The organism is Staphylococcus sp. AC872, from assembly GCF_979255425.1.
The window spans coordinates 1-21,435 of record NZ_CEEDKW010000004.1 but is presented as its reverse complement, the minus strand read 5'-3'; the positions used below and the strand labels follow the sequence as shown (position 1 = coordinate 21,435).

Genomic DNA, 21,435 nt, shown 5'->3' with positions numbered 1-21,435 from the left:
ATTAAGTTATAGTAAAGGGGGTGTATTAAGTCATTACCTATTTAAACAATCTTAAGAATTGTTTTGACTAAATTTGTTATTCCATTCTTTAGCTCTTTCTAAAGCGTAGGTGTCTTTCATAATGTCTCCAGGTCTTTCGGCCGTGCCAACAATATAGCCTGCTAATTCGCCACCAATAAATTCTAATGTATATTTCATTTGAGCAATACATGGCTTGGCTTTAACTTTCGGACAATCGCCACCCACTAAAATTAATCTAAATTCTTTTTTAGACATCACTTCTTTAAAATCTGAATATCTTGGATCTACCATCGATTCAGACCAATGATCAATAAAAGCTTTCATTGAAGCTGATACACTGTACCAATAAACCGGTGACGCAAAGATAACGACATCGCTATCTAATACAGTTTGTATGAGTTGTTCGTAGTCATCAGAATATGTCTCAATATTTTTATTATCATGACGCACATCTCTTACTGGATTCAATTGATATTTAGTAAGATCTAACCACTGGTGTTCAACATTTTCTAGAACATATTTTGTGAGTTGTGCAGTATTGCCTTCTGGACGACTACCACCAAATAATACCGTAATCATTCATTATTCCTCCTATATCATTTCAGTTTGAAACGCTTTCATTTATTCAATATCTTTCCTTACCCGTTTATAAAAGTTTTATGTATGTATTGAGCAAAATACTGTTATTATCCAAAGATAATTTTTCCATTAAAAAAATACCCGTAAAAAACTATGTGCTAGTTCCTTTACGGGCATATTCTAAAAAAGTTAGTGACTCAAATGATTTCATGACTTTCAATATTATTTATTAATCGGGAATAATGCATCAATTTGATTAATTTCATCTTGAGATAATTCGACATTAGCTGCATCAATATTTTCTATCACTTGTTCTGCACGTTTAGCTCCAGGGATAACAACGTCTAATGCAGGACGAGTTAAATAAAATGCTAAAACAATATTAGCAATAGAAGTTTGATGTGTTTCAGCGATATCTTTAAGTTGATTAACGCGACGGACGTTATCTTTAAACACTTCTGGTTTAAAGTCTCTTCTAGTCGCACGGTGATCATCAAATGTTGTATCTTCATCATATTTACCTGCAAGAATACCAGATGCTAATGGGAAGTATGGTACAAATGTAATTTGATTTTCTGCTGCATATTGCATTACATCTTCATTTTCTCTATGCAATAAATTGTATTCTAATTGTACAACATCTACATAACCATCTTTATTGGCCTCTTTCAATTGGTCTAATGTAAAGTTAGATACACCAATAGCTTTGATTTTCCCTTCTTCTTTCAACTCTTGTAAAGCAGCGACAGCTTTGTCTTTTGGCGTATTATCATCTGGGAAATGAATATAATACAAGTCAATATAGTCAGTTTGTAGACGCTTTAAACTGTTTTCAACTTGTTGCTTAATAAATTCAGGGTCATTATTTTGTTGTACATTATCTTCTTCATCGAAATAATGAGATCCTTTTGTAGCAATTTTAACCTGTTCTCTTGGATATTCTTTGACTACTTCTCCAACTAATTCTTCAGAACGTTCTGGCCCATATATATAGGCTGTATCAAGTAAAGTAATACCATGATCAATTGCTTTTCTTACCACTTCTTTACCTTGTTCTTCATCTAAATTTGGATATAAGTTGTGCCCACCAACTGCATTTGTACCTAATGCAATAGGGAAAACTTTAACATCTGATTTACCTAAAGTGACTTCTTTAGCCATACTAGACATCTCTCCTTTAGTGATTATATATTTAATATTTACCCTAAATTAAATCTAATCATTCATAAGGAAATCGCTTTTATTTCACAAACAAAAAAGAGATCTGACAAACGTTTTGTTCATTTGAACCCCCTTTAAGGGTATTCCAAAAACAAGATTTTGTCCCGACCTCTTCATTCATTTTATATTATTTAATTGCTTTTTTCTTAGCTAGCTTTTCTTTTAATTTACGATCTTGTTCTTCTTTACGACGTTTACGTTCTTCATTTCGCTTTCTTAGTCGCTCTTCTTCTTCAGGATCTCTAGGTTTTTTAAGTTGTTTCGTAACCTTTTCCATTAATTCTTCTTCAGTCAAAGCGGCAAGTGGACGATTATTCACAAATGCAAAGGTTTTTCGTCTACCAGGACCACAATATGACTGACAACCAATTTCTATTTCTGCTTCAGGATCAAGTTTCTCTAATTTCTTTTTTAATGTTTTAATATTTACAGCCTGACATTCATCACATATTAAAAATTTATTCTTCATATTGCTTCCCACCTTTCTGCTCATTTGCTTTATTCCTACACTACTATTTAACGTCCAATTATTTTGTCTGGGAGAGGGACAGAAATAATATTTATGTCCTAGCCTGATTATCTCATTATGTTCGGCCAATAATGGCTTTTAAAATACTAATTTTTCATTAAATATTAGTATTTCTTATGTATACACATTACTATTATGTTCCTTATTAAGAACACATGAGCTAGTGTTCAACGTTCTTCTATCACTTTTGTACCAATCGTTTCTATTAATTATCAACTCTAATTATTTTACTCTTTTTATTTAAAAATTCAAGGTCAATTTTATTCAACACGATATTAGAACATAAAAAAACAACCTTTTTTAAATGAAAAGCTCAATGACCATCTGAACGATAAGATAGATGATCATTAGTAATCATTGTTAAGGTTGTTTGATTATTGTCCGTGATAGATTTTAAATTGTAATGGTTTGATATCATTCTTTACCCATTCATCGTAAATCTTTTGCTTATTTACATTTTGATGAATAATCGTTATACCGCAATCGCCACCACCAGCACCTGAGGTTTTAGCAGCACCACCGTGCTTTTCTGCAATATCACATAATGATTTTAATTTATCTGTTTCAATATCAACTGATGCTTGATCATCCATCTTACGAATAATAGCACGATTTTGACGAATCATTTTTTGAACGCCTTTAATGTTATTCGTCTTAAATGCATGAATTAAATATTCGACACATTGATGTGAATGATCTAAGAACTCACCATAAAAAGCCGGATCGGATTTGAGTCGTTTAACTTCGCTTACTAAATGCGGAGACGATGCAGGTGATCCCGTCCATCCAATCAGAACTTCCATGTTTTCTGGTGCTTGCAACGGCTCGATATGCAACCCAGGCCAGTTTTTCTCTAAAACTGTATTGACCGATGTCGTTTCTATTTGTTGTTTCACCCAATCATGATCAAATGTACTATACGCTAGCCAACCACTATAAACACTTACTGCGATATCGCCACAAGAACTTAAACTTTGTAATTTCATATTAGAAATAACAGCTAATTTATAAATATAAAGATTGGATAGTTCTAGTTCATAAAATTCATTCAATACTTTAACTACTGAAACTAATACTGCTGCACTCGATCCAAGTCCGTATTTGTTACCATTCGCATCATCTAAGTTACTGTCTATCGTCAAATGAAAGTGTTTTAACGGAATGTCACAACTTTTAGCATATTGTTCAAATACCTCTATTGCTGTAACTACATAGTTAAGTTGTTTGGCTGCTTGAGGATCAGAAATGACAATACTGTCCTCATCTCTATAAAAAGTGACCGGTTCATGATGTAATGTCTTTGAGTGTATCGTACCTTCAACTTGTGTAGAAGGTTCAATAGTAGCTGTAACAAAGCGGTTTAGTGCAATTAAGACAGACTTATACCCTGGTTCTGTAACTGCATATTCACCAGCTATATAAAGTTTACCGGGTGCTTTGACCTGAATCATTCTATCATTTCCTTACTTAATTATTTCAACGCCTGTAGCGATAATATCACTCGCAATAATTTGTGATGCTTCAAAATGTTTTAAAAATTGATTGATGACTAATTGTTTATTTTTCTTTTCAACAAGGACTTTTACATTAGGGCCTGCATCCATAGTGAAATAGCAAGGCACTCCCATCTCACGACATTCATGAACGATAGCCATCGCATCATAACTTTCTTGAACCAAATATGTAAACGGTGGTTGAGAACCTAGGTTCGTTGCATGCATACGTAGACCATTGGCCTCTATCACTTCACCTAATTGTTGAAAGTCTTTAGCTTCAATTGCTTGTTTAGCCTCTTTAATGTCTTCATCGACATGATCTAACCAATATTGATAAAAACGTGACGTATCACGTGTCAATGACATCCCAGATCGACTTGATACTTTTTTCGATTGATTATTAATGACCACAAATATCATTGAAAGTTCATCTTCCCAGTGATCTGCATCTATAGGATGTGCATAAGATGTTTCATCATCATGACCTTTTTCCCATTCCGCAAATCCACCAAAAATACTGCGTGAAGCTGAGCCAGAACCACGTCGTGCTAAACGTGATAAATCTTTATCTGATAGATTAAGTTGTAACGCTTCATTACATGCAGTCGCTAATGCTGCATAAGCACTTGCAGATGACGCTAGACCAGCTGCTGTTGGTACAAAGTTTTGGCTATCAATTCGTGCATGTAAATCTGTACCTGCGATTTCTCTAACAATATCCATATATGATTGAATCTTTTTAGTTTCTTTCTCATTGGCTACTTTACCATTTAAAATCAATTGATCAGCAGGGTAATCGCTATCGAATGTGACTTCCGTCTCCGTATAAAACTTATCTAATGATACTGATAAACTGTTGTTCATAGGTATTATCAATTTTTCATCAGCTTTACCCCAATATTTAATCAATGCGATATTTGTATGTGCGCGTGCTTTACCACTCTTTGCCAATGGGTTAACCTCCTAAATTCTCAATCCATGTGTGTGCTGCCCCAGCCTTTTCAACTGCAGCTACAATGTTTTTAGCTGTTTTTAAATCTTCAGTAAGTAATAACATACTGCCACCTCGGCCTCCACCAGTTAATTTACCTGCAATGGCACCGTGTGCTTTACCGATTTCTAACAACTCTTCTATTTTATCATGACTCACTGTTAAATTTCTTAAATCTTGCTGGCATTCATTGAAAATACGGGCAATCTGATTAAAATCGTGATGTTCTATTGCCTGGCTTGCTTGATATACTAAATTCCCAATATGTTCAATATGTTTCATATATTCTGGTGATTCGCATAATTGGTGAACGTCTTCGACTGCTTGTTTTGTAGAACCTTTTACACCTGTATCAATGACAACCATATAACCATTTAATTGTAATGTTTTTAACGTTTCTGCATGTCCTTTTTGGAACCAAACAGGTTTGCTAGAGACAATAGTTTGTGTATCAATACCACTTGGTTTACCATGAGCAATTTTCTCAGCCCAATTGGCCTCTTCAATTAATTCTGCGTCACTTAACGATTTGCCTAAGAAATCATAACTCGCTCTCGTAAATGCTACTGCTATAGCAGCACTTGAGCCTAAGCCTCTAGAAGGCGGCAAATTCGTTTGTATTTTAACTAATAATGGCTCTTCTACACCTGTATTCTCAATAAAGCGCGTTACCATAGACTTTAAATGCTCTGGTGCATCATACAATAGTCCATCATAAACATCACTTTCGATAGCTGAATAATTCCCTTTTTCAAGACTTTCAATTAAAACCTTAATCTTACCGGAATTAAATGGAATAGCTATAGCAGGTTGACCAAAAGTTACTGCGTGTTCACCTATCAAAATAATTTTACCGGTAGACTCCCCGTATCCTTTTTTCGTCATGTTATTATCACCTTTTAATATACCTTCACTAATCTGTTTCGTAATATTAATGCCCGTTCTTTTATTAGTACTATTAAGATTATCATTAATAGCCAACGCATTATTTTATAATTTTGTTCAAAATCATGCATATATTTACCTTTAAATAAGATTTTGTAAACATTTTTCAAATAATATATAAACCGTTTGCTATTTATTCTTAAATTTTTCCACCTCAACTATAATACTACAAATATTTCTTGGAATACACAGATTTATATATAATATAGCAAGTTTAATACATAAAATTTAGGTTTCGTGAATAATTAACGCGTAAAAAACCGTCTTATTCAAAATGCATCATAAGCTAAGACTGAGTCGTTAGTCTAAAGCACATAGTTATGATGACAAAAGTTGTCTGAATAAGACGGTTATTACTATTTTGTTGTCTTTAATATCTAATTTATACTACTTTTCATTCATTTTTGTAATCATTTTCGCATTACGATCAATCATCTTATCGAAATAACCTTCATAGCGTTGCCATTCTTCATCAGTGATCGGGTCCATATTTAAGCGTCCACCTAAATCTTTGATAGCATACAATAGTAAAAACATGACATCTTGTACTGTAATTTTTCGATTTAGTAGCGTCTCAAGTGAAGCCATACAATTGGGTTCAATGTCTGGGTAAGTGAATTTTGTTGTTTCACCTTTAAGTGCGTGCTCATAAAAATCTTTCATCATTAAAGCACGTTCAGAACCAGAGCCTTCTACACACAGATATACCTGTACAGCAATTCCGCCACGCACGCGTCGTTGAGAAATACCGGCAAATTTCTTACCATCAATACTTAAATCGAATTTACCAGGGCAGTATGAACGTTCAATTTCATGTGTATCGATGTCCACATCTTCATCTTCAAACATTTTAGCAATCAATAAGTACATGACTGTAAATGCCTCATCTATTGTTGTCTCTGTCTGTCCTTTGAACATCAATGAAATATTGAGTACACCTTGGTCTAAGACAACCCCTAGACCTCCCGAATTACGGACGATTGCATTATAACCTTTTTCATCTGTTAAAAAGGCAATACCATCCTTTAAAAATGGTAATCGTGAATCATGAATGCCTAGAATCACTGTATGTTGGTGAACCCATGTTCTCACTACATTAGGTGACATATCTTTGCCTACACTTTCGCAAAACGTATCATCAAAAGCAAATGATTGCATAGGTTCTAAGCCACTAGAATGATCTACATAGCGCCATTCAATATCATTAAAATATTTGTTACCTAAATCCATTATTGTAATGACTGTGCAGCAGTAATAATTGATAAATTATAGACATCTTCGATAGAGCATCCACGGGATAAATCATTTACAGGAGAATTAAGTCCTTGAAGAACCGGACCAACAGCGTCATAGCCGCCTAATCTTTGTGCAATTTTATAGCCAATATTACCCGCTTCTAAACTTGGGAAAATAAATACATTTGCATCGCCTTGAATTTTTGCACCTGGTGCTTTTTTCTCAGCTACACTTGGTACAATTGCCGCATCAAATTGGAATTCACCGTCAATAACAACATTATCTAATTGTTCTTCAGCTACTTTATCTTGTGCTAATTTCAATGCATCTTGAACCTTAGTCACATCGTCTGATTTAGCAGAACCTTTAGTTGAAAAACTTAACATAGCAACTTTGGGTTCCATGTCGAAACTTTGTGCAGATTTTGCACTTTCTACTGCAATTTCAGCTAAACCTTGTGCATCTAATTCTGGATTAATTGCACAATCACCAAAGATATATTGTTCTTCACCTTTCATCATAAAGAAAATCCCTGATGTTTTAGAAACACCTGGTTTAGTCTTGATAACTTGTAATGCTGGACGTACTGTATCTCCAGTAGAATGTGCTGCACCACTTACTAATCCTGCAGCTTTACCAGTATATACAAGCATAGTTCCAAAGTAATTAACATTGTCTAATAATTCTTCAGCTTGCTCTTTTGTCGCTTTACCGTTACGACGTTCAACAAATGCGTCTACCAACTCTGATTTCAATTCACTTGTTGAAGGATCGATGACTTCTATATTGGCAAGGTCTAATCCTTTGTCATTTGCTAAAGATTGAATCTTATCTTTATTACCTAAAACGATTGGTGTTACATAATCAGTCGCTTGTAATTGCGTTGCTGCAGTTAACACACGTTCATCTTCCCCTTCAGGTAATACAATATTTACATTTTTCCCTGCTAATTTGTCTTCTAATACGTTTAATAGATTAGCCATAATGTCCTCCTTGAAATTCTTTTCATAATAACGTTTACAAAACTAATTATACGTCATTTTAAAATAGAATGCCATTTCACTCTTTTGTAATCATTTACTTAGTAGTTAGCTATTTGTTTATGATAAAATTTAGTATGAATTGAACATATAGTTTTAAAGGAGCGATAAACATGAGTGAAGCAGCCGAAACACTAGACGGTTGGTACAGTTTACATTTATTTTACGCAATTGATTGGGCAACATTCAGATTAGTGCCAGAAGAAGAACGCGAAACTATGATTACTGAATTTAAAAATTTCGTGAACACTCAATCTGAGGCAAGAACAACACATACTGGCGATCAAGCAGTTTATAATATTACTGGTCAAAAAGCAGATTTATTATTATGGTTCTTACGTCCTGAAATGAAAGAACTCAATGCTATTGAAAACGAGCTTAATAAACTACGTATTGCAGATTTCTTTATTCCAACATACTCATATGTGTCTGTAGTCGAATTAAGTAATTATTTAGCAGGTAAATCTGATGAGGATCCTTATGAAAATCCTCATGTAAAAGCTAGATTATATCCAGAATTACCTCATGCAGAATATATTTGTTTCTATCCAATGGATAAACGTAGAAACGAAACATATAACTGGTACATGTTACCAATGGAAGAAAGAAAATCATTGATGTATAACCATGGTATGATTGGTCGTAAATATGCTGGTAAAATCAAACAATTTATTACAGGTTCTGTCGGTTTTGATGATTTTGAATGGGGTGTCACATTATTCTCTGATGACATTCTTCAATTCAAAAAAATTGTTTATGAAATGCGTTTTGATGAAACGACTGCACGTTACGGCGAATTCGGAAGTTTCTATGTTGGCCATATCTTAAAATCAGAAGACTTTAATCAATTTTTCAAATTTTAAATATAAGCCTTATCGATGAATCCTTATTAAATAGGGATTCATCTTTTTTAATTGCAATAAAAAAGTACACTTTGCATGCAAAGTGTACTTCCGACGAGTAGTATCCTTGGGAGAACTTTAATCACTACTACGTATAAGTTAACTACAAAAAATATATTGTCGCTACCCAATATATTCTGTAATAGTTAACTAATATTATTTTAACCATTTTGAAATATTTGAAACATAACTTTAGTGTTTATTTATATAAAAGATGTAATAAGTTTATATAAGTTGACAATTGAACCTGTAAAACCTACATTTTCCAAAATTTATCAAATACCGTCCAACATAAAATCAATCTACATTATATATTTAGACAACTATAATATATCCTCTTTCCTGTCTTATTTATATCGCATTTCAATTTTTATTAAGACACCGTTAACTTTATATAATGGTTTTTTCTCAATACATCCTCTATAATAAATCTAAATTCAAAATTTTAAAAAATTGGTGATTAGATGACAAAAGTAGTGAATGAAAACGATCATGAACGTCTTATTAAAGATGTTGTCATGTTGGCAGCGCGCATTTTACTAGAATCTGGTGCTGAAGGTACAAGAGTCGAAGATACAATGAATCGCATCGCCAAAAAATTAGGCTATCAAGAGAGTAATAGCTTTGTTACAAATACAGTAATTCAATTCCATTTACATAACGAATCAACACCTCGCATGTTCAGAATTAATGCGCGAGATACAAATTTAATTAAGATTTCCCAAGCAAATGAAATTTCTCGTTTGATCACTAAAGGCGCTATCACGTTAGAAGAAGCTAAAGAAAAATTAGAGAAAATATATGTTGCTAAACGAGATAGTAGTCTCCCCTTCAAGGGATTTGCAGCAGCAATGATTGCTATTAGCTTTTTATATTTACAAGATGGTTCGCTTATAGATATTTTGACTGCCTTACTTGCAGGAAGTCTTGGTTATCTAGTCGTTGAAATACTAGATAGAAAGTTACATGCACAATTCATCCCTGAATTTATAGGATCTGTCGTAATAGCCATTATAGCTGTTGCTGGACATACGCTCATACCTCACGGTGATCTTGCAACAATTATTATTGCTTCAGTCATGCCTATTGTACCTGGGGTATTAATCACAAATGCCATTCAAGATTTATTTGGTGGCCATATGCTCATGTTTACCACTAAATCATTAGAAGCACTCGTCACTGCCTTTGGTATCGGTGCTGGTGTTAGTTCAATTTTAATTTTAGTCTAGGAGAGCTGTTATATGTTTTGGATATTAAATTTTATATTTAGTTTTTTAGCATCGCTGTTCTTCTGCGTGATATTTGATGCTCCTAGAAAATTATATCTTTCTTGTGGTGTTGTAGGTGCTTGTGGATGGATGATATATATTCTCTTCTATAATGGCTTACATGTACATACCATATATTCAAGTTTCTTTGGAAGTCTTGCGTTAGGATTATTGAGTCACTATATGGCGCGTTATAAGAAAGAACCAGCGATTATCTTTATGGTCACTGGCATCATTCCATTAGTACCTGGAGGCCTTGCCTATGATGCTACAAAGAGTTTAGTCCTTTTACATTTCAATAAAGCTATTAATACGATGCTAGAGGTGACATTAATCGCAGGTGCAATTGCGCTTGGATTACTTTTCGCAGATCAGATTTCAAAAATTATTATCTCTGGCTTCGATAGAACGAGAAAGAAATTATAAATCTTATAAGTTTTATATAAGTAAAAAAGTCATGATGAGTATAAGAGTTTCTCTCTTCACTCACCATGACTATTTTTTATGATTTTTGATTTGCTGGTTCTTCAACCATACTTTCTACTTCGTCTTCACTTCTATTTAAAATTAATCTACTTAATTCATCATTATCCATTTTTTTAAGTTTAGGATAGCGAATCGCAAAGAAGATTAATCCTAATACTAACCATACGCCTAATGCAATGTATGATGGTAATGATAATGAAGCTTTAGTTCCTGGTATTAATAATAAACATAAGAAGATAAACGATACGACTGAACCGATAATACCAAATGTTTTGTATATAGGTGCGTACGTATTACTTTGTTTATTATAACTAAATAATTTAGTAGCTGATAAACATGTTACAAAGTATGCAACAGAAACACCTGTTGATGACATATCAACTATCCATGTTAACGCTGTACGTCCTAACCATGGCGCAATTAATGATACACCTACTAAGAAAATAATTGCTACATAAGGTGTTTTATATTTACTGTGAATACGACTGAATACGCGTGGCATAATGCCAGAACGTCCCATTGAGAAAAGCAATCTGCTAGCACTCATTAAGAAACCATTTAATCCAGTAAAGATACCCATCATAATGGCAATGGCTAAAACGGCTAGTCCAACATAACCAAATGCTGATTGTGTTTCAGCACCAGTTAACCATAGTTGGCCATTTAAACTTTTCTGGTTCGTACTTAACCATCCTGTATATAACAACATCACTACATAAGTCATTGATGCTGCAAGTAAACTATATACGATTAATTTAAATGTCTTGTTTGGCGCAAAGTTAAATTCTTCAGCGGTTTGTGGAATATTATCAAATCCTACATAAGCCCATGGCGCAATCGATACAATCGTAATAATTGAGATAAACCAACCTTGATCTGAATTTGCCAATGGTTGTAAATTATCTAAAGCAAAATTATTACCAAAGAATGAACCAAAGAACATGAGTAATACGACAACAACCATCGCTACACAGAAATAATATTGTAATGATCCTGATACGCTTGCACCTCTAATAGCTACAAACATAAATACAAGTAATAATACTGTGGCTATAATGATTTCTGTTATGTAGACATCCCAACCTGCGACAGTATATAATTTCCCATTATTCAATACATTGGGTAATAGGAATTTAATCAATAGACTAAATGCGGTAGCATTTAAAGCTACTACACAGACATACCCGAAGGTTAAGAACCATGAAGAAAAGAAACTCACATATCTACCAAAACTTAAAAAACTAAATGCAAACGCCCCACCTGATACAGGGAATTTTTCTACTAAAGCGCCATAACTTACTGCTATTAAAATCATAAGTAAGGCACCTATTACTATACCGATGGATGCTGCAATGGGACCTGATTGTCCTATCCAGTCACCTGGAAGAATAAATGCGCCCCAACCAATACACGAACCGTATGCAATCGCCCAAACAAACTTCTCTGATAAGTTTTGTTTGAGGTCGCCTCTATCTACCTGTTTATTTTTGTCATTTTCCATAATTAAAAACTCACCTCGAGATATTCATATACCCGAAAAGGTGAGTCATGTAACTTAATTATTAAATTATTGTTATCAAATTTACATGTAATTTGTAAAATCATCAAACATTATGCTGAGAATTTAAATGTAGCAATAATAAGCATTAACCAACCTACGATAAACAAGACGCCTCCAATTGGTGTAATGGCACCTAAAATACGAATTTGAGTCAACGCTAAAACATATAATGACCCACTAAAGAATACGATACCGAAGAAGATGAGCCAACCTGCCCAATTCACATTAATAGACGTTGTACCACTAATCACACCAATGACAAGTAATGCTAAGCCATGATACATTTGATACATTGTTGCTTTTTCCCAAACAGACATGTATTTGTCTGACAGTTTACCTTCTAATCCGTGTGCCCCAAATGCACCAGTACCTACTGCCATCATAGTATTTAAGGCACCTAAAATAATAAATAATTTCATCATAATTTACGTTCTCCTTTATTATTAAAAATCAAATATCGATTCACCGTTACCAATTTCATCATCTGTTGTCATTAAATTAGAATTAGATAACGTTGAGGATGATTGACCTTTATTAGAATGATTTGTATGCGTCACCTTTCCACCCATTGCTTGAATTTCTTCTGGTGTTACATCATCATACGACTTTTGCTGATTTGTTGTCTTCATCAACTTATTCTGTGTATCAATATCTGTATGTGTAAAATCATTATGTTGTAAACTTTGCGAATTCATATTGTTTTGCGTAGATGACGTGTACAGAGATGTAATCGTATGTATGGCATACATATGTTTCTCAAATTCATGTTGTGATGATGATTCATCAGCTTGAACTAATTCACGCTCAATTAATTGAATAATTTTCTCTTTATCCATGTGTTGTATCCTCTCTTTCACACCATTGAATTGGTGTTCGCCCTTTGGATTCTAAATATGCGTTTGCTTTAGAATAAGGTTTGGAGCCAAAGAAACCTCTATAGGCTGATAATGGGCTTGGATGTGGTGATTTTATAATAAAATGTTTAGAGGTATCTATTAACTTTATTTTTTGTTGGGCTGGTTTGCCCCATAAAATAAAGACGACGTCTTCACGTTCTTCGGAAATTGTACGAATCACTTCATCTGTAAATACTTCCCATCCAATATCTTTATGAGAATGCGCTTCTCCTTGTCTTACCGTTAAGACCGTATTTAAAAGTAAGACACCTTCTCTTGCCCAATCTTGTAAATGAGGTGATTGACGTCGACAACCGATATCGTCTTCCAATTCTTGATACATATTTCTTAACGACGGTGGGAATTTCGCGTTTGGTTGAACTGAAAAAGCTAAACCATGCGCTTGATTAGGGCCGTGATAAGGATCTTGTCCTAAAATTACTACCTTGATATCTTCAAATGGTGTTAAATCAAAAGCTTGATAGATATTTTCTCTATCTGGATATACGACTTGTGTTGTATATTCCTTTTCAAGAAAGTCATGCATTGCTTTAAAATCATGTTTTGTTGTTATATTGTGAAATACTTCAGACCATTCCATCCTATTCACCTCAATGGTATTTTAACATAACTATCTCTATAAATTATATCGCCTCTTAAATGTAAACTATATCAATTATTAAGTTTACAAAATTATTTATTTTGTATATAGTGCATATTAAGATGAATTAAGTTTGGAGCGACGTATATGTGTACAGGATTTTCTTTTTTCACTCAACAACATCATCATTATTTAGCTAGAACGATGGACTTTGCATTTGAATTTAACGGCGTACCAACTGTTGTACCTAGAAAATTTGAGTATCAATTCGATTTAGAACCTTCAATGAAATTGACCTATGGTTTTGTAGGAACCAATTTAAAGGTGGGCCGCTATCGATTCGGAGATGGTATTAATGAATGCGGTGTAGCGATTTCAAATCACTATTTCACCGGTGAAGCATCCTACAGTAAACATAAGAGATATGGCTATTTCAATATGGCTCCCGAAGAATTTATTATTTGGGTTCTAGGTTTCACTAAAAGCATCCAAGACTTAAAGCAAAAAGTTAAAAAAGTTAATATTATGAACGAGAAAAATGAAACGCTAAATATTGTACCTCCCCTTCATTTTATTATCACTGACCGTGAGGGACATACCGTATCAGTCGAACCACATAACGGCCTGCTAATCGTTAAAGACAATCATGTAAAGGTACTTACCAATGCCCCGAAATTAGAATGGCATGTTGAAAATTTAAGAAATTATGCCTTTTTATCACCTGAGAAGTCTACCAATCAATTAGTTGGTAAAGTTCTTGTGCGTTCTATGGGTTGTGAAGCAGGTACCAACGGTTTACCAGGCGGCTATACATCTACTGAACGCTTTGTTAGAGCAACTTATTTAAGACATCATTTGCCTCAATCAAATGATGAAAGTGTAAATTTAATGAATTGCTTTAAAGTGTTAGACTCAGTGAGTATTCCTCAAGGTGCAGTCGTTGATGCTGAAGAAACGCATTATACACAATATCAATTAGTAATGGATAGTAAGGACTGTGCGTACTACATCAAACCCTATTTCACCAACCAAATATTTAAAATACACTTAGATGAACATTTGCTTACTAAAGAAGACATGACTTTTATAGATTTTAATCATCAGTTGACCATTACACAATTGAATTAAAACAATTAGCCAAGCCAACCATAGCACAATTTTATTTTTATCATACTTGAATCGTGATATGATGGTACGTGTATTAGAAAACATTGGGAGTGAATACAAAATGGCATTAAAAAAAGTATTAACAATAGCTGGTTCAGATACTAGCGCAGGTGCAGGAATGCAAGCAGATTTAAAAACATTTCAAGAGTTAGATGTCTATGGTATGGTCGCTTTAACAGCTATCGTTACAATGGATAAAGCAACATGGTCTCATGATGTGACACCACTACCTATGGACGTATTTGAAAAACAACTTGAAACTGCAATTTCAATTGGTCCAGATGCAATTAAAACAGGAATGTTAGGTACTGAAGAAATTATTAAACGTGCTGGCGAGGTTTACGAACAATCCGGTGCAGACTATTTCGTTGTAGATCCTGTCATGGTATGTAAAGGGGAAGATGAAGTACTTAACCCAGGAAATACTGATGCAATGATTCAATATTTATTACCTAAAGCAACGGTTGTGACACCTAACTTATTTGAAGCTGGACAATTATCTGGCCTAGGTAAACTTACTTCTATCGAGGACATGAAAAAAGCAGCTCAAATCATTTTTGATAAAGGGACTAAACATGTCATTATTAAAGGTGGTAAAGCATTAGACCAAGATAAATCATACGATTTATACTACGATGGTCAAACATTCTATCAATTAACAACTGATATGTTCCAACAAAGTTACAATCATGGTGCTGGTTGTACATTTGCAGCAGCTACTACAGCTTACCTTGCAAACGGTAAATCACCAAAAGAAGCTGTCATTGCAGCCAAAGCTTTCGTTGCTTCAGCTATTAAAAATGGTTGGAAAATGAACGATTTTGTAGGACCCGTTGATCACGGTGCTAATCGTCGAGTTGAACAAATCGACGTACAAGTTACTGAAGTATAGAAAATATTATTGCTTTTAAGCTCAAAATGAACATTAACGTTCATTTTGGGCTTTTTATATCGACATACATTTTGAATACTGACTACGCTTAAAGTCGTAGTTTGGACTCCAATGTTCGACCGATACAAAGTTGATACTAGAGCCTCATGTTTTTTAGCTAAAAGAGATGTACTATATAAAATGTAGAGAGACAAAGGAGGCAATACAACATGATTATTCATAAACAAGATATACAAAACGGTGTCCCTATGTATGAAATCATCACGAAAAAGTTCAAAACAATCACAGTTAAATTTGATGAAACTTTAAATGACAATGATATCTATCGCTTGCTCTCTCTACTAGAAAATGACATAAACACTATGCAATTCAGACAAACATGAGTGTTATTTTCAACACCAAGAAGAGATTCATCATTTGCGTTTGAACATTAAGACATTAAGCATTCCATATTGTATAACTGTCCCAAAATGATGGTTTTAAAGTTACTTGTCCCCTAACTAATGTATACTTTAAATGCCACATCCCTAAAATACTCATCTTAATATTGATAGAAAGCACTATTGTTAGCCAAAGTTGTCCCCTTTGGCGCTCAGAGAGAAACTTTGAGCTATGCTAACAATAGTGCTTTTCTTTGTTGAACCATTTTACATATAAGCATAAAAATCCATGATTCAAGCAAAGTGATCTATAATTTCATTAATTTAATTAACGATTTTGTATGTATTTATATCACTTTAGATTTTTATGAATTAAATATAAAATATAATGTTATATTAATTTATGAAAGAGTTACCTTTAAATAGAAAAGGAGTGTTTATATGATAACCAAATGTCGCAATGTCATAACTTTGATACTACTGTTTTTAATGGGATTAAGTATCTTTAGTTTTCTCAATCAAGCACAAGCAAACTCAAACGTAAATCAAGCAACTGCACAATCCAATGGTACTCAAGTTAAAGTAGAAAATAAGGACATACCTAAAGACGTTGACAGTTTAGCGAAGAAAAATTTCCTATCGCATGTTAGTTTGCTAGATCAAGCATCCCACACAACAAAAAGTGCTTATACTTTAGGTGAGCCCTTCAAAATTTACAAACTCAATAAACAAAGTGATGGCAACTTCTATTATCCCGTCATTAATAAAAGTGGCGATGTAAAATATATCGTTACCATTTCTCCTAATCCTTCTAACAAATCAAAATATTCACTTAACGTTTCCCCTTTCATTTCAAAAGCATTAAATAACTATAAAAATCAAAAGGTAACTATCTTCACTAGTAAAAAAGGATACTTTATAATGGGTGAAGATAAAGCACCTCACTTAGTATTAAAAACACCTCGACAAGATGCTAAATCAGATAGAAATCTGACCAAAGAATCAGCCGTTAGATATAGTAAAGCATTTAATCAAACAAGCCATATCGCAAATCCAATTACTAAGTATCAAACAGCTATTAATCAACAACCCCAATATGTTAATACCCTTAAAAATATGCAAATTAGAGAAACTCAAGGACAAAATGGATGGTGTGCAGGTTACACTATGGCATTTTTATTAAATGCTACGTATAATACTGGACATTATAATGCTGAGATGATTATGAGAGCATTACATCCAAATCTAAGTGGCCAAGCCTTCCAATTCACAGGGTTAACACCTCAAGAAATGATGAGATATGGGCAATCTCAAGGTAGAAATGTCAATTATTTAAATAGAATGCCTCAATTTAATGAAGTCGATAGATTAACTAAACAAAATAAAGGTATTGCTTTAATCAGTTCTAGTGTAGAACCTAGAAACGGTATTCATGCAGGTCATGCTATGGCCGTTGCTGGTAATGCTGTATTAAATAATAACCAACGTGTTATTCTCATTTGGAACCCGTGGGATAATGGTTTAACTACGCAATCAGCTGACAGTAATGTGATACCTGTGTCTGATGGTACACATTTTAGATGGAATGCTTCCATTTATGGTTACTAATAAAGTGAAAGTTAGTGGGAATATATGACTCAATTCGAAATAATTAATATTATAGATGTAAATCCCTACTCTCCAAATAGTTCATTCTTTAACGTTTTAAAGGGTAATTGGTTTCCTAAAAATTTTGATACAGCACCTCTTAAATTCGTATTTAATGAAACAATGCAACCCAGTTATTACTGTACCAAATTAGATACTAATCAACGGACCATTGTACTAACTGAAAAATCCACTTTATCTATTGTGATTGAAATATGCATTATCAATCCAAATAAAATCATTTTCAATTTAATAAATATCAATGCTATTGGCGCTTCACCTAAAATGATATTCGAAAGATAATCAATTTAAGGTAACTCTTTCATAGAAACACAAAAAGGCTAAAAGATGAAATTCAAAATTCACCTTTTAGCCTTTCTTTAATGAGTATGACTACTCTATTTTACTTTAAAATGGAACTAGCAATGACGAGCTAAAATAGTCACCATATTAAATTAAAAGTTTTCTTTATCTTGTCTTTCTTTAACCCACCATAATGCTTCTTTAGGGTGTGCTTCATAATATGCTCTATCTTCTTCGTTATCTACGTTTGGATAAGACCCTTTAAGTGACTTACCAGCTGTAGTGACATGAAGTAATAAAATTACTAAGAAACCTATCACACTAATAGCTGTTAAATAGTACGCTGGTGCTAATACATTACCAGTAGATTCAACTAACCATGATGCGATTAATGGTGTTGTACCACCAAAAATTGATACTGAGATGTTGAATGTGATTGATAACGTACGATATCTAATGTGTGTATAGAAAATTGTTGGTAATGATCCAGGCATTGTTGCTTCATAAGTTGATAAGAAGAAACCTAGGATTAGTACACCAATAATAATAAACGGTAAAGATTTAGTTGCTAATAATGAGAATGCAACGATACTTAATAATGTAAGTCCACCAGTACCGATTAAGAATACTTTTTTCTCTCCAATTTTGTCGGCCATTTTACCAAATCCTAATGCTAAAGGAATCATAATAGCCATCACACAAGTGATAATAACGCTTGTCGTTGTTTCGTCTACTTTCGCTACTTGACCTAAGTAGGTTGGTAAGTAAGCTGTTACCATATAGTTTGTAACGTTGAAGAATACTACAGCAACAAAGCAAACTAAAATATCTTTATAATAATAGCGAATAATACCAAAGAAACCGATTGTATCGCGTTTCGGTGTTGTTGCTACATCATTTTCATAAACTGGTGATTCTTCCAATTTACGACGTAAGTATAATCCAAATAACCCTAAGAATAATCCTAAAATGAATGGAATTCTCCAACCCCAAGATTGCATTTGATCATGTGTTAAGAAGAAACTTAATAACGCAATCATAATTGATGCTGCAATGTAACCTGATAACGTACCAATTTCAAGTCCACTACCTAAACTGTTACGTTTTTTATCCGGAGACGATTCAGCCACATAAGTCATAGCACCTGCATATTCCCCACCAGTTGAGAAACCTTGCAAGATACGTGCCAATAGTAAGAGGACAGGCGCCCATATTCCAATCGTATCGTAGTTCGGTAGTAATCCGATTGTTAATGTTGAAAGAGCCATTAAAATAATAGTCGTTGTTAATACAACTTTACGTCCATATTTATCTCCAATAATACCAAATACTATTCCACCAATAGGTCTAAGTAAAAATGCAATAGCTAGTGCAGCAAATGTAAAGATTTGTTGTATTTGAGGATTTTGCACTGGAGAAAAGAAATTTGCTCCTATGTATGCAGTCGTATAAGCATAAACACCAAAGTCAAACCATTCCATGGCATTACCAATACCGGTTGCGACAACAGTTTTTTTCGCTTTTTGAGCGTTGACCATGTTAATATTTTCTTTTTCGAAATCCATGAATTTAAACACTCCCTTTTATATGTTACATAATTATACTCAGTTAAATATCAATGTCAAATTAATTCAAAATAAATTCTTTTCAAAAATACAAGTTTATTCAATTTACAGAATATTTTATTTAACATTTGAACCCGATAGGATTAACTAAGCGTTATGCAAATAATATTTTGAAATGATTATTTTTTTATCTATTTTTAAATATAGATAGTTTTACCCTCTCTTTCTTGATCCAAACCGTTTAAAATAAACATATTTGTCAATCATTGATGATATCAATGGTTTTAAGGCAACAAACTTGTACTATCTTCACTAAATAGCGCCATCATTCACTTTATCTAACTAAAATCTCGTTTAGTTTTATTTCGATGTCATTACATAGTGATGTTTCTTGATTTCACCATAGTTTCACATTCATAATCAATTGGACAAAAAATACATTTTAAATATATATACATCTTCAGTTATTTTTATTAATTTAGAATCATTGCTAAATTTCGATGTTTTTTGCCTCTCTTTTTCTCAAAATTTCCCGTAAAATCGCTTTTTAAATAATCTATGTAACAAATTTATTATTATTGGTATATTAATTCTATAATTTTAAAATAATGATTTAGTTTATGTAGAAGCAAAATAAATCTTGCCCTTTTTGTATTTCTTTAATAGTTTCAAATTTACTTTGAACATTCTAAATGCCAGCAAAGTAATAACACTTCACTGGCATTAAGATAATCTATTTATAGTATGGTATTGATTTCATCCGCTTCATTTAAAATATAATCTGGATTTTCTCTTAATAATGCCTTTGCGTCAAAAGCACCCCAAGTTACACCACAAGACTTAATACCAGCTGCTTTAGCCATTTGAATATCATGAATAGCATCGCCAATATATATACTGCGTGCCGGATTAAGGTGATGATTCTGAATAATATAGTTGATTCCATCTGGATCTGGTTTATAACGTGTTACTTTATCAGAACCAATAGCTTCTTGAATAAATCTACCAAGGCCTAAATGGTCTAAATTTCTCAACAACACATCTGTTTTTTTACTAGAAACCACAAACACCTGCTTCTTTTTTCGTAATAATTGTTCTAATGTTTCAGATATACCGATTACCGAGCATAAATATGTTGTTTCTAATTGACGATACTGTTCCCTAAATAATTCTAACAATTGATTTAATGCATCTTCTGTTAAAAAACGGTCACTCATTTCTATAAATGACTTTTCAATAGGAATACCCATATAATGTACAATATCTGCATCACTTGGTTCAGATAACCCAAATTGTGCAAAAGCTTCTTTAGTTGCTTCAATAGCGCACTGCTTAGAATTCGCTAATGTCCCATCAAAGTCAAAAATATAGTTGTCAAAATTCATGATGATCACCTCTAAAGTACATATTACATATTTCCATTATATAGTAATTTCATTATTTTTTTCTATAAAAAAAGTAACTCTCAATTCATGAGAGTTACTTTATATAATTTATTCTAAATTAGCATGATTATTTTGCATTGTCGTCTCATCGACGTCTAATTGTGCCATTAATCCAATAACTACACTATCTAAAAAGATTTGTGATGATTGTTCAAACAAACTACCTAACGGTTGATCAGACCCAGTGGCATCGTGTTTTGTACCTGCTGGTAATTCAACTACTGTGTCTGCAATTTCACCAATTGCAGAATCTAGTTTAGTTGT

Annotated in this window: 23 protein-coding genes; 8 read left to right on the top strand and 15 right to left on the bottom strand. The window is 33.2% G+C overall.

All coding sequences use genetic code 11. The features are described 5' to 3' along the window. Positions 1–51: 51 nt before the first annotated feature. The 8 genes from ACZ267_RS07285 to pta form a co-directional block, all read right to left on the bottom strand. A complete protein-coding gene (locus ACZ267_RS07285; protein WP_047210659.1) occupies positions 52–600 on the bottom strand; it encodes a flavodoxin family protein in 549 nt (182 codons plus the stop codon). A gap of 222 nt (positions 601–822) precedes the next feature. Further along, positions 823–1,761, bottom strand: coding sequence for an aldo/keto reductase (locus tag ACZ267_RS07280; protein WP_002465883.1), 939 nt, complete (start codon positions 1,759–1,761; stop codon positions 823–825). Positions 1,762–1,948: 187 nt separating this feature from the next. Continuing rightward, positions 1,949–2,290 (bottom strand): YuzB family protein, encoded by a 342-nt coding sequence (locus ACZ267_RS07275; protein ID WP_002465900.1) that lies wholly within the window; start codon positions 2,288–2,290, stop codon positions 1,949–1,951. A 434-nt stretch (positions 2,291–2,724) separates the two neighbouring features. After that, positions 2,725–3,801, bottom strand: a complete 1,077-nt coding sequence (locus ACZ267_RS07270; protein WP_002465903.1) for a phosphomevalonate kinase — start codon at positions 3,799–3,801, stop codon at positions 2,725–2,727. Between the two features lie 12 nt (positions 3,802–3,813). Then, positions 3,814–4,797: a diphosphomevalonate decarboxylase gene (gene mvaD, locus ACZ267_RS07265; protein WP_002465901.1), complete on the bottom strand. Its 984-nt coding sequence runs from the start codon at positions 4,795–4,797 to the stop codon at positions 3,814–3,816. 4 nt (positions 4,798–4,801) lie between these two features. Beyond that, positions 4,802–5,722 (bottom strand): mevalonate kinase, encoded by a 921-nt coding sequence (gene mvk, locus ACZ267_RS07260; RefSeq protein WP_002465887.1) that lies wholly within the window; start codon positions 5,720–5,722, stop codon positions 4,802–4,804. A 447-nt stretch (positions 5,723–6,169) separates the two neighbouring features. Further along, positions 6,170–7,012, bottom strand: a complete 843-nt coding sequence (locus ACZ267_RS07255; RefSeq protein ID WP_002465912.1) for a lipoate--protein ligase family protein — start codon at positions 7,010–7,012, stop codon at positions 6,170–6,172. Further along, positions 7,012–8,001, bottom strand: coding sequence for a phosphate acetyltransferase (gene pta / locus ACZ267_RS07250; RefSeq protein ID WP_079449067.1), 990 nt, complete (start codon positions 7,999–8,001; stop codon positions 7,012–7,014). The genes ACZ267_RS07255 and pta overlap by 1 nt, the downstream gene beginning before the upstream one ends. A 170-nt stretch (positions 8,002–8,171) precedes the next feature. Here pta and hemQ point away from each other — a divergent pair, with 170 nt between their 5' ends. From hemQ to ACZ267_RS07235, 3 genes are all read left to right on the top strand, one after another. After that, positions 8,172–8,921 (top strand): hydrogen peroxide-dependent heme synthase, encoded by a 750-nt coding sequence (gene hemQ / locus ACZ267_RS07245; RefSeq protein WP_002465909.1) that lies wholly within the window; start codon positions 8,172–8,174, stop codon positions 8,919–8,921. Positions 8,922–9,424: 503 nt separating this feature from the next. Further along, a complete protein-coding gene (locus tag ACZ267_RS07240) occupies positions 9,425–10,189 on the top strand; it encodes a threonine/serine exporter family protein (protein WP_079449068.1) in 765 nt (254 codons plus the stop codon). Between the two features lie 12 nt (positions 10,190–10,201). Continuing rightward, complete coding sequence (locus tag ACZ267_RS07235) at positions 10,202–10,654, top strand: threonine/serine exporter family protein (RefSeq protein WP_002465895.1); 453 nt, start codon at positions 10,202–10,204, stop codon at positions 10,652–10,654. 76 nt (positions 10,655–10,730) lie between these two features. Here ACZ267_RS07235 and ACZ267_RS07230 read toward each other — a convergent pair whose 3' ends face one another. The 4 genes from ACZ267_RS07230 to ACZ267_RS07215 form a co-directional block, all read right to left on the bottom strand. After that, positions 10,731–12,215, bottom strand: a complete 1,485-nt coding sequence (locus tag ACZ267_RS07230) for an APC family permease (protein ID WP_002465863.1) — start codon at positions 12,213–12,215, stop codon at positions 10,731–10,733. A 110-nt stretch (positions 12,216–12,325) separates the two neighbouring features. Continuing rightward, entirely contained in the window at positions 12,326–12,694 is a 369-nt protein-coding gene (locus ACZ267_RS07225; RefSeq protein WP_015365337.1) for a DUF423 domain-containing protein, read from the bottom strand. Between the two features lie 24 nt (positions 12,695–12,718). Then, on the bottom strand, positions 12,719–13,111 hold the full coding sequence (locus ACZ267_RS07220) for a DUF5327 family protein (protein WP_002465874.1): 393 nt from the start codon (positions 13,109–13,111) through the stop codon (positions 12,719–12,721). Beyond that, positions 13,104–13,772 (bottom strand): uracil-DNA glycosylase, encoded by a 669-nt coding sequence (locus ACZ267_RS07215; RefSeq protein ID WP_002465885.1) that lies wholly within the window; start codon positions 13,770–13,772, stop codon positions 13,104–13,106. The genes ACZ267_RS07220 and ACZ267_RS07215 overlap by 8 nt, the downstream gene beginning before the upstream one ends. Positions 13,773–13,919: 147 nt before the next feature. Between ACZ267_RS07215 and ACZ267_RS07210 the strand changes: the two genes are divergently transcribed. From ACZ267_RS07210 to ACZ267_RS07190, 5 genes are all read left to right on the top strand, one after another. After that, complete coding sequence (locus ACZ267_RS07210) at positions 13,920–14,900, top strand: choloylglycine hydrolase family protein (protein WP_002465876.1); 981 nt, start codon at positions 13,920–13,922, stop codon at positions 14,898–14,900. A 100-nt stretch (positions 14,901–15,000) separates the two neighbouring features. Further along, positions 15,001–15,831: a bifunctional hydroxymethylpyrimidine kinase/phosphomethylpyrimidine kinase gene (gene thiD, locus ACZ267_RS07205; protein WP_015365338.1), complete on the top strand. Its 831-nt coding sequence runs from the start codon at positions 15,001–15,003 to the stop codon at positions 15,829–15,831. A 209-nt stretch (positions 15,832–16,040) separates the two neighbouring features. Then, positions 16,041–16,214, top strand: coding sequence for a C1q-binding complement inhibitor VraX (vraX, locus tag ACZ267_RS07200; RefSeq protein ID WP_002465849.1), 174 nt, complete (start codon positions 16,041–16,043; stop codon positions 16,212–16,214). 438 nt (positions 16,215–16,652) lie between these two features. Next, positions 16,653–17,819: a C47 family peptidase gene (locus ACZ267_RS07195; RefSeq protein WP_002465899.1), complete on the top strand. Its 1,167-nt coding sequence runs from the start codon at positions 16,653–16,655 to the stop codon at positions 17,817–17,819. A gap of 24 nt (positions 17,820–17,843) precedes the next feature. Next, the gene (locus tag ACZ267_RS07190; RefSeq protein WP_463680303.1) at positions 17,844–18,161 is read left to right on the top strand and encodes a staphostatin A; all 318 of its coding nucleotides are present in this window, start codon (positions 17,844–17,846) and stop codon (positions 18,159–18,161) included. Between the two features lie 152 nt (positions 18,162–18,313). Here ACZ267_RS07190 and ACZ267_RS07185 read toward each other — a convergent pair whose 3' ends face one another. The 3 genes from ACZ267_RS07185 to ACZ267_RS07175 all read right to left on the bottom strand — a co-directional run. Then, positions 18,314–19,726 carry an MFS transporter gene (locus ACZ267_RS07185; protein ID WP_002465884.1) on the bottom strand — a complete coding sequence of 471 codons (1,413 nt, stop codon included), beginning with the start codon at positions 19,724–19,726 and terminating at the stop codon, positions 18,314–18,316. A 737-nt stretch (positions 19,727–20,463) separates the two neighbouring features. Next, entirely contained in the window at positions 20,464–21,111 is a 648-nt protein-coding gene (locus ACZ267_RS07180) for an HAD family hydrolase (RefSeq protein WP_015365341.1), read from the bottom strand. A gap of 108 nt (positions 21,112–21,219) precedes the next feature. Further along, a partial coding sequence (locus ACZ267_RS07175; protein WP_463680302.1) for a phosphoheptose isomerase family protein occupies positions 21,220–21,435 on the bottom strand: 216 nt, incomplete at its 5' end.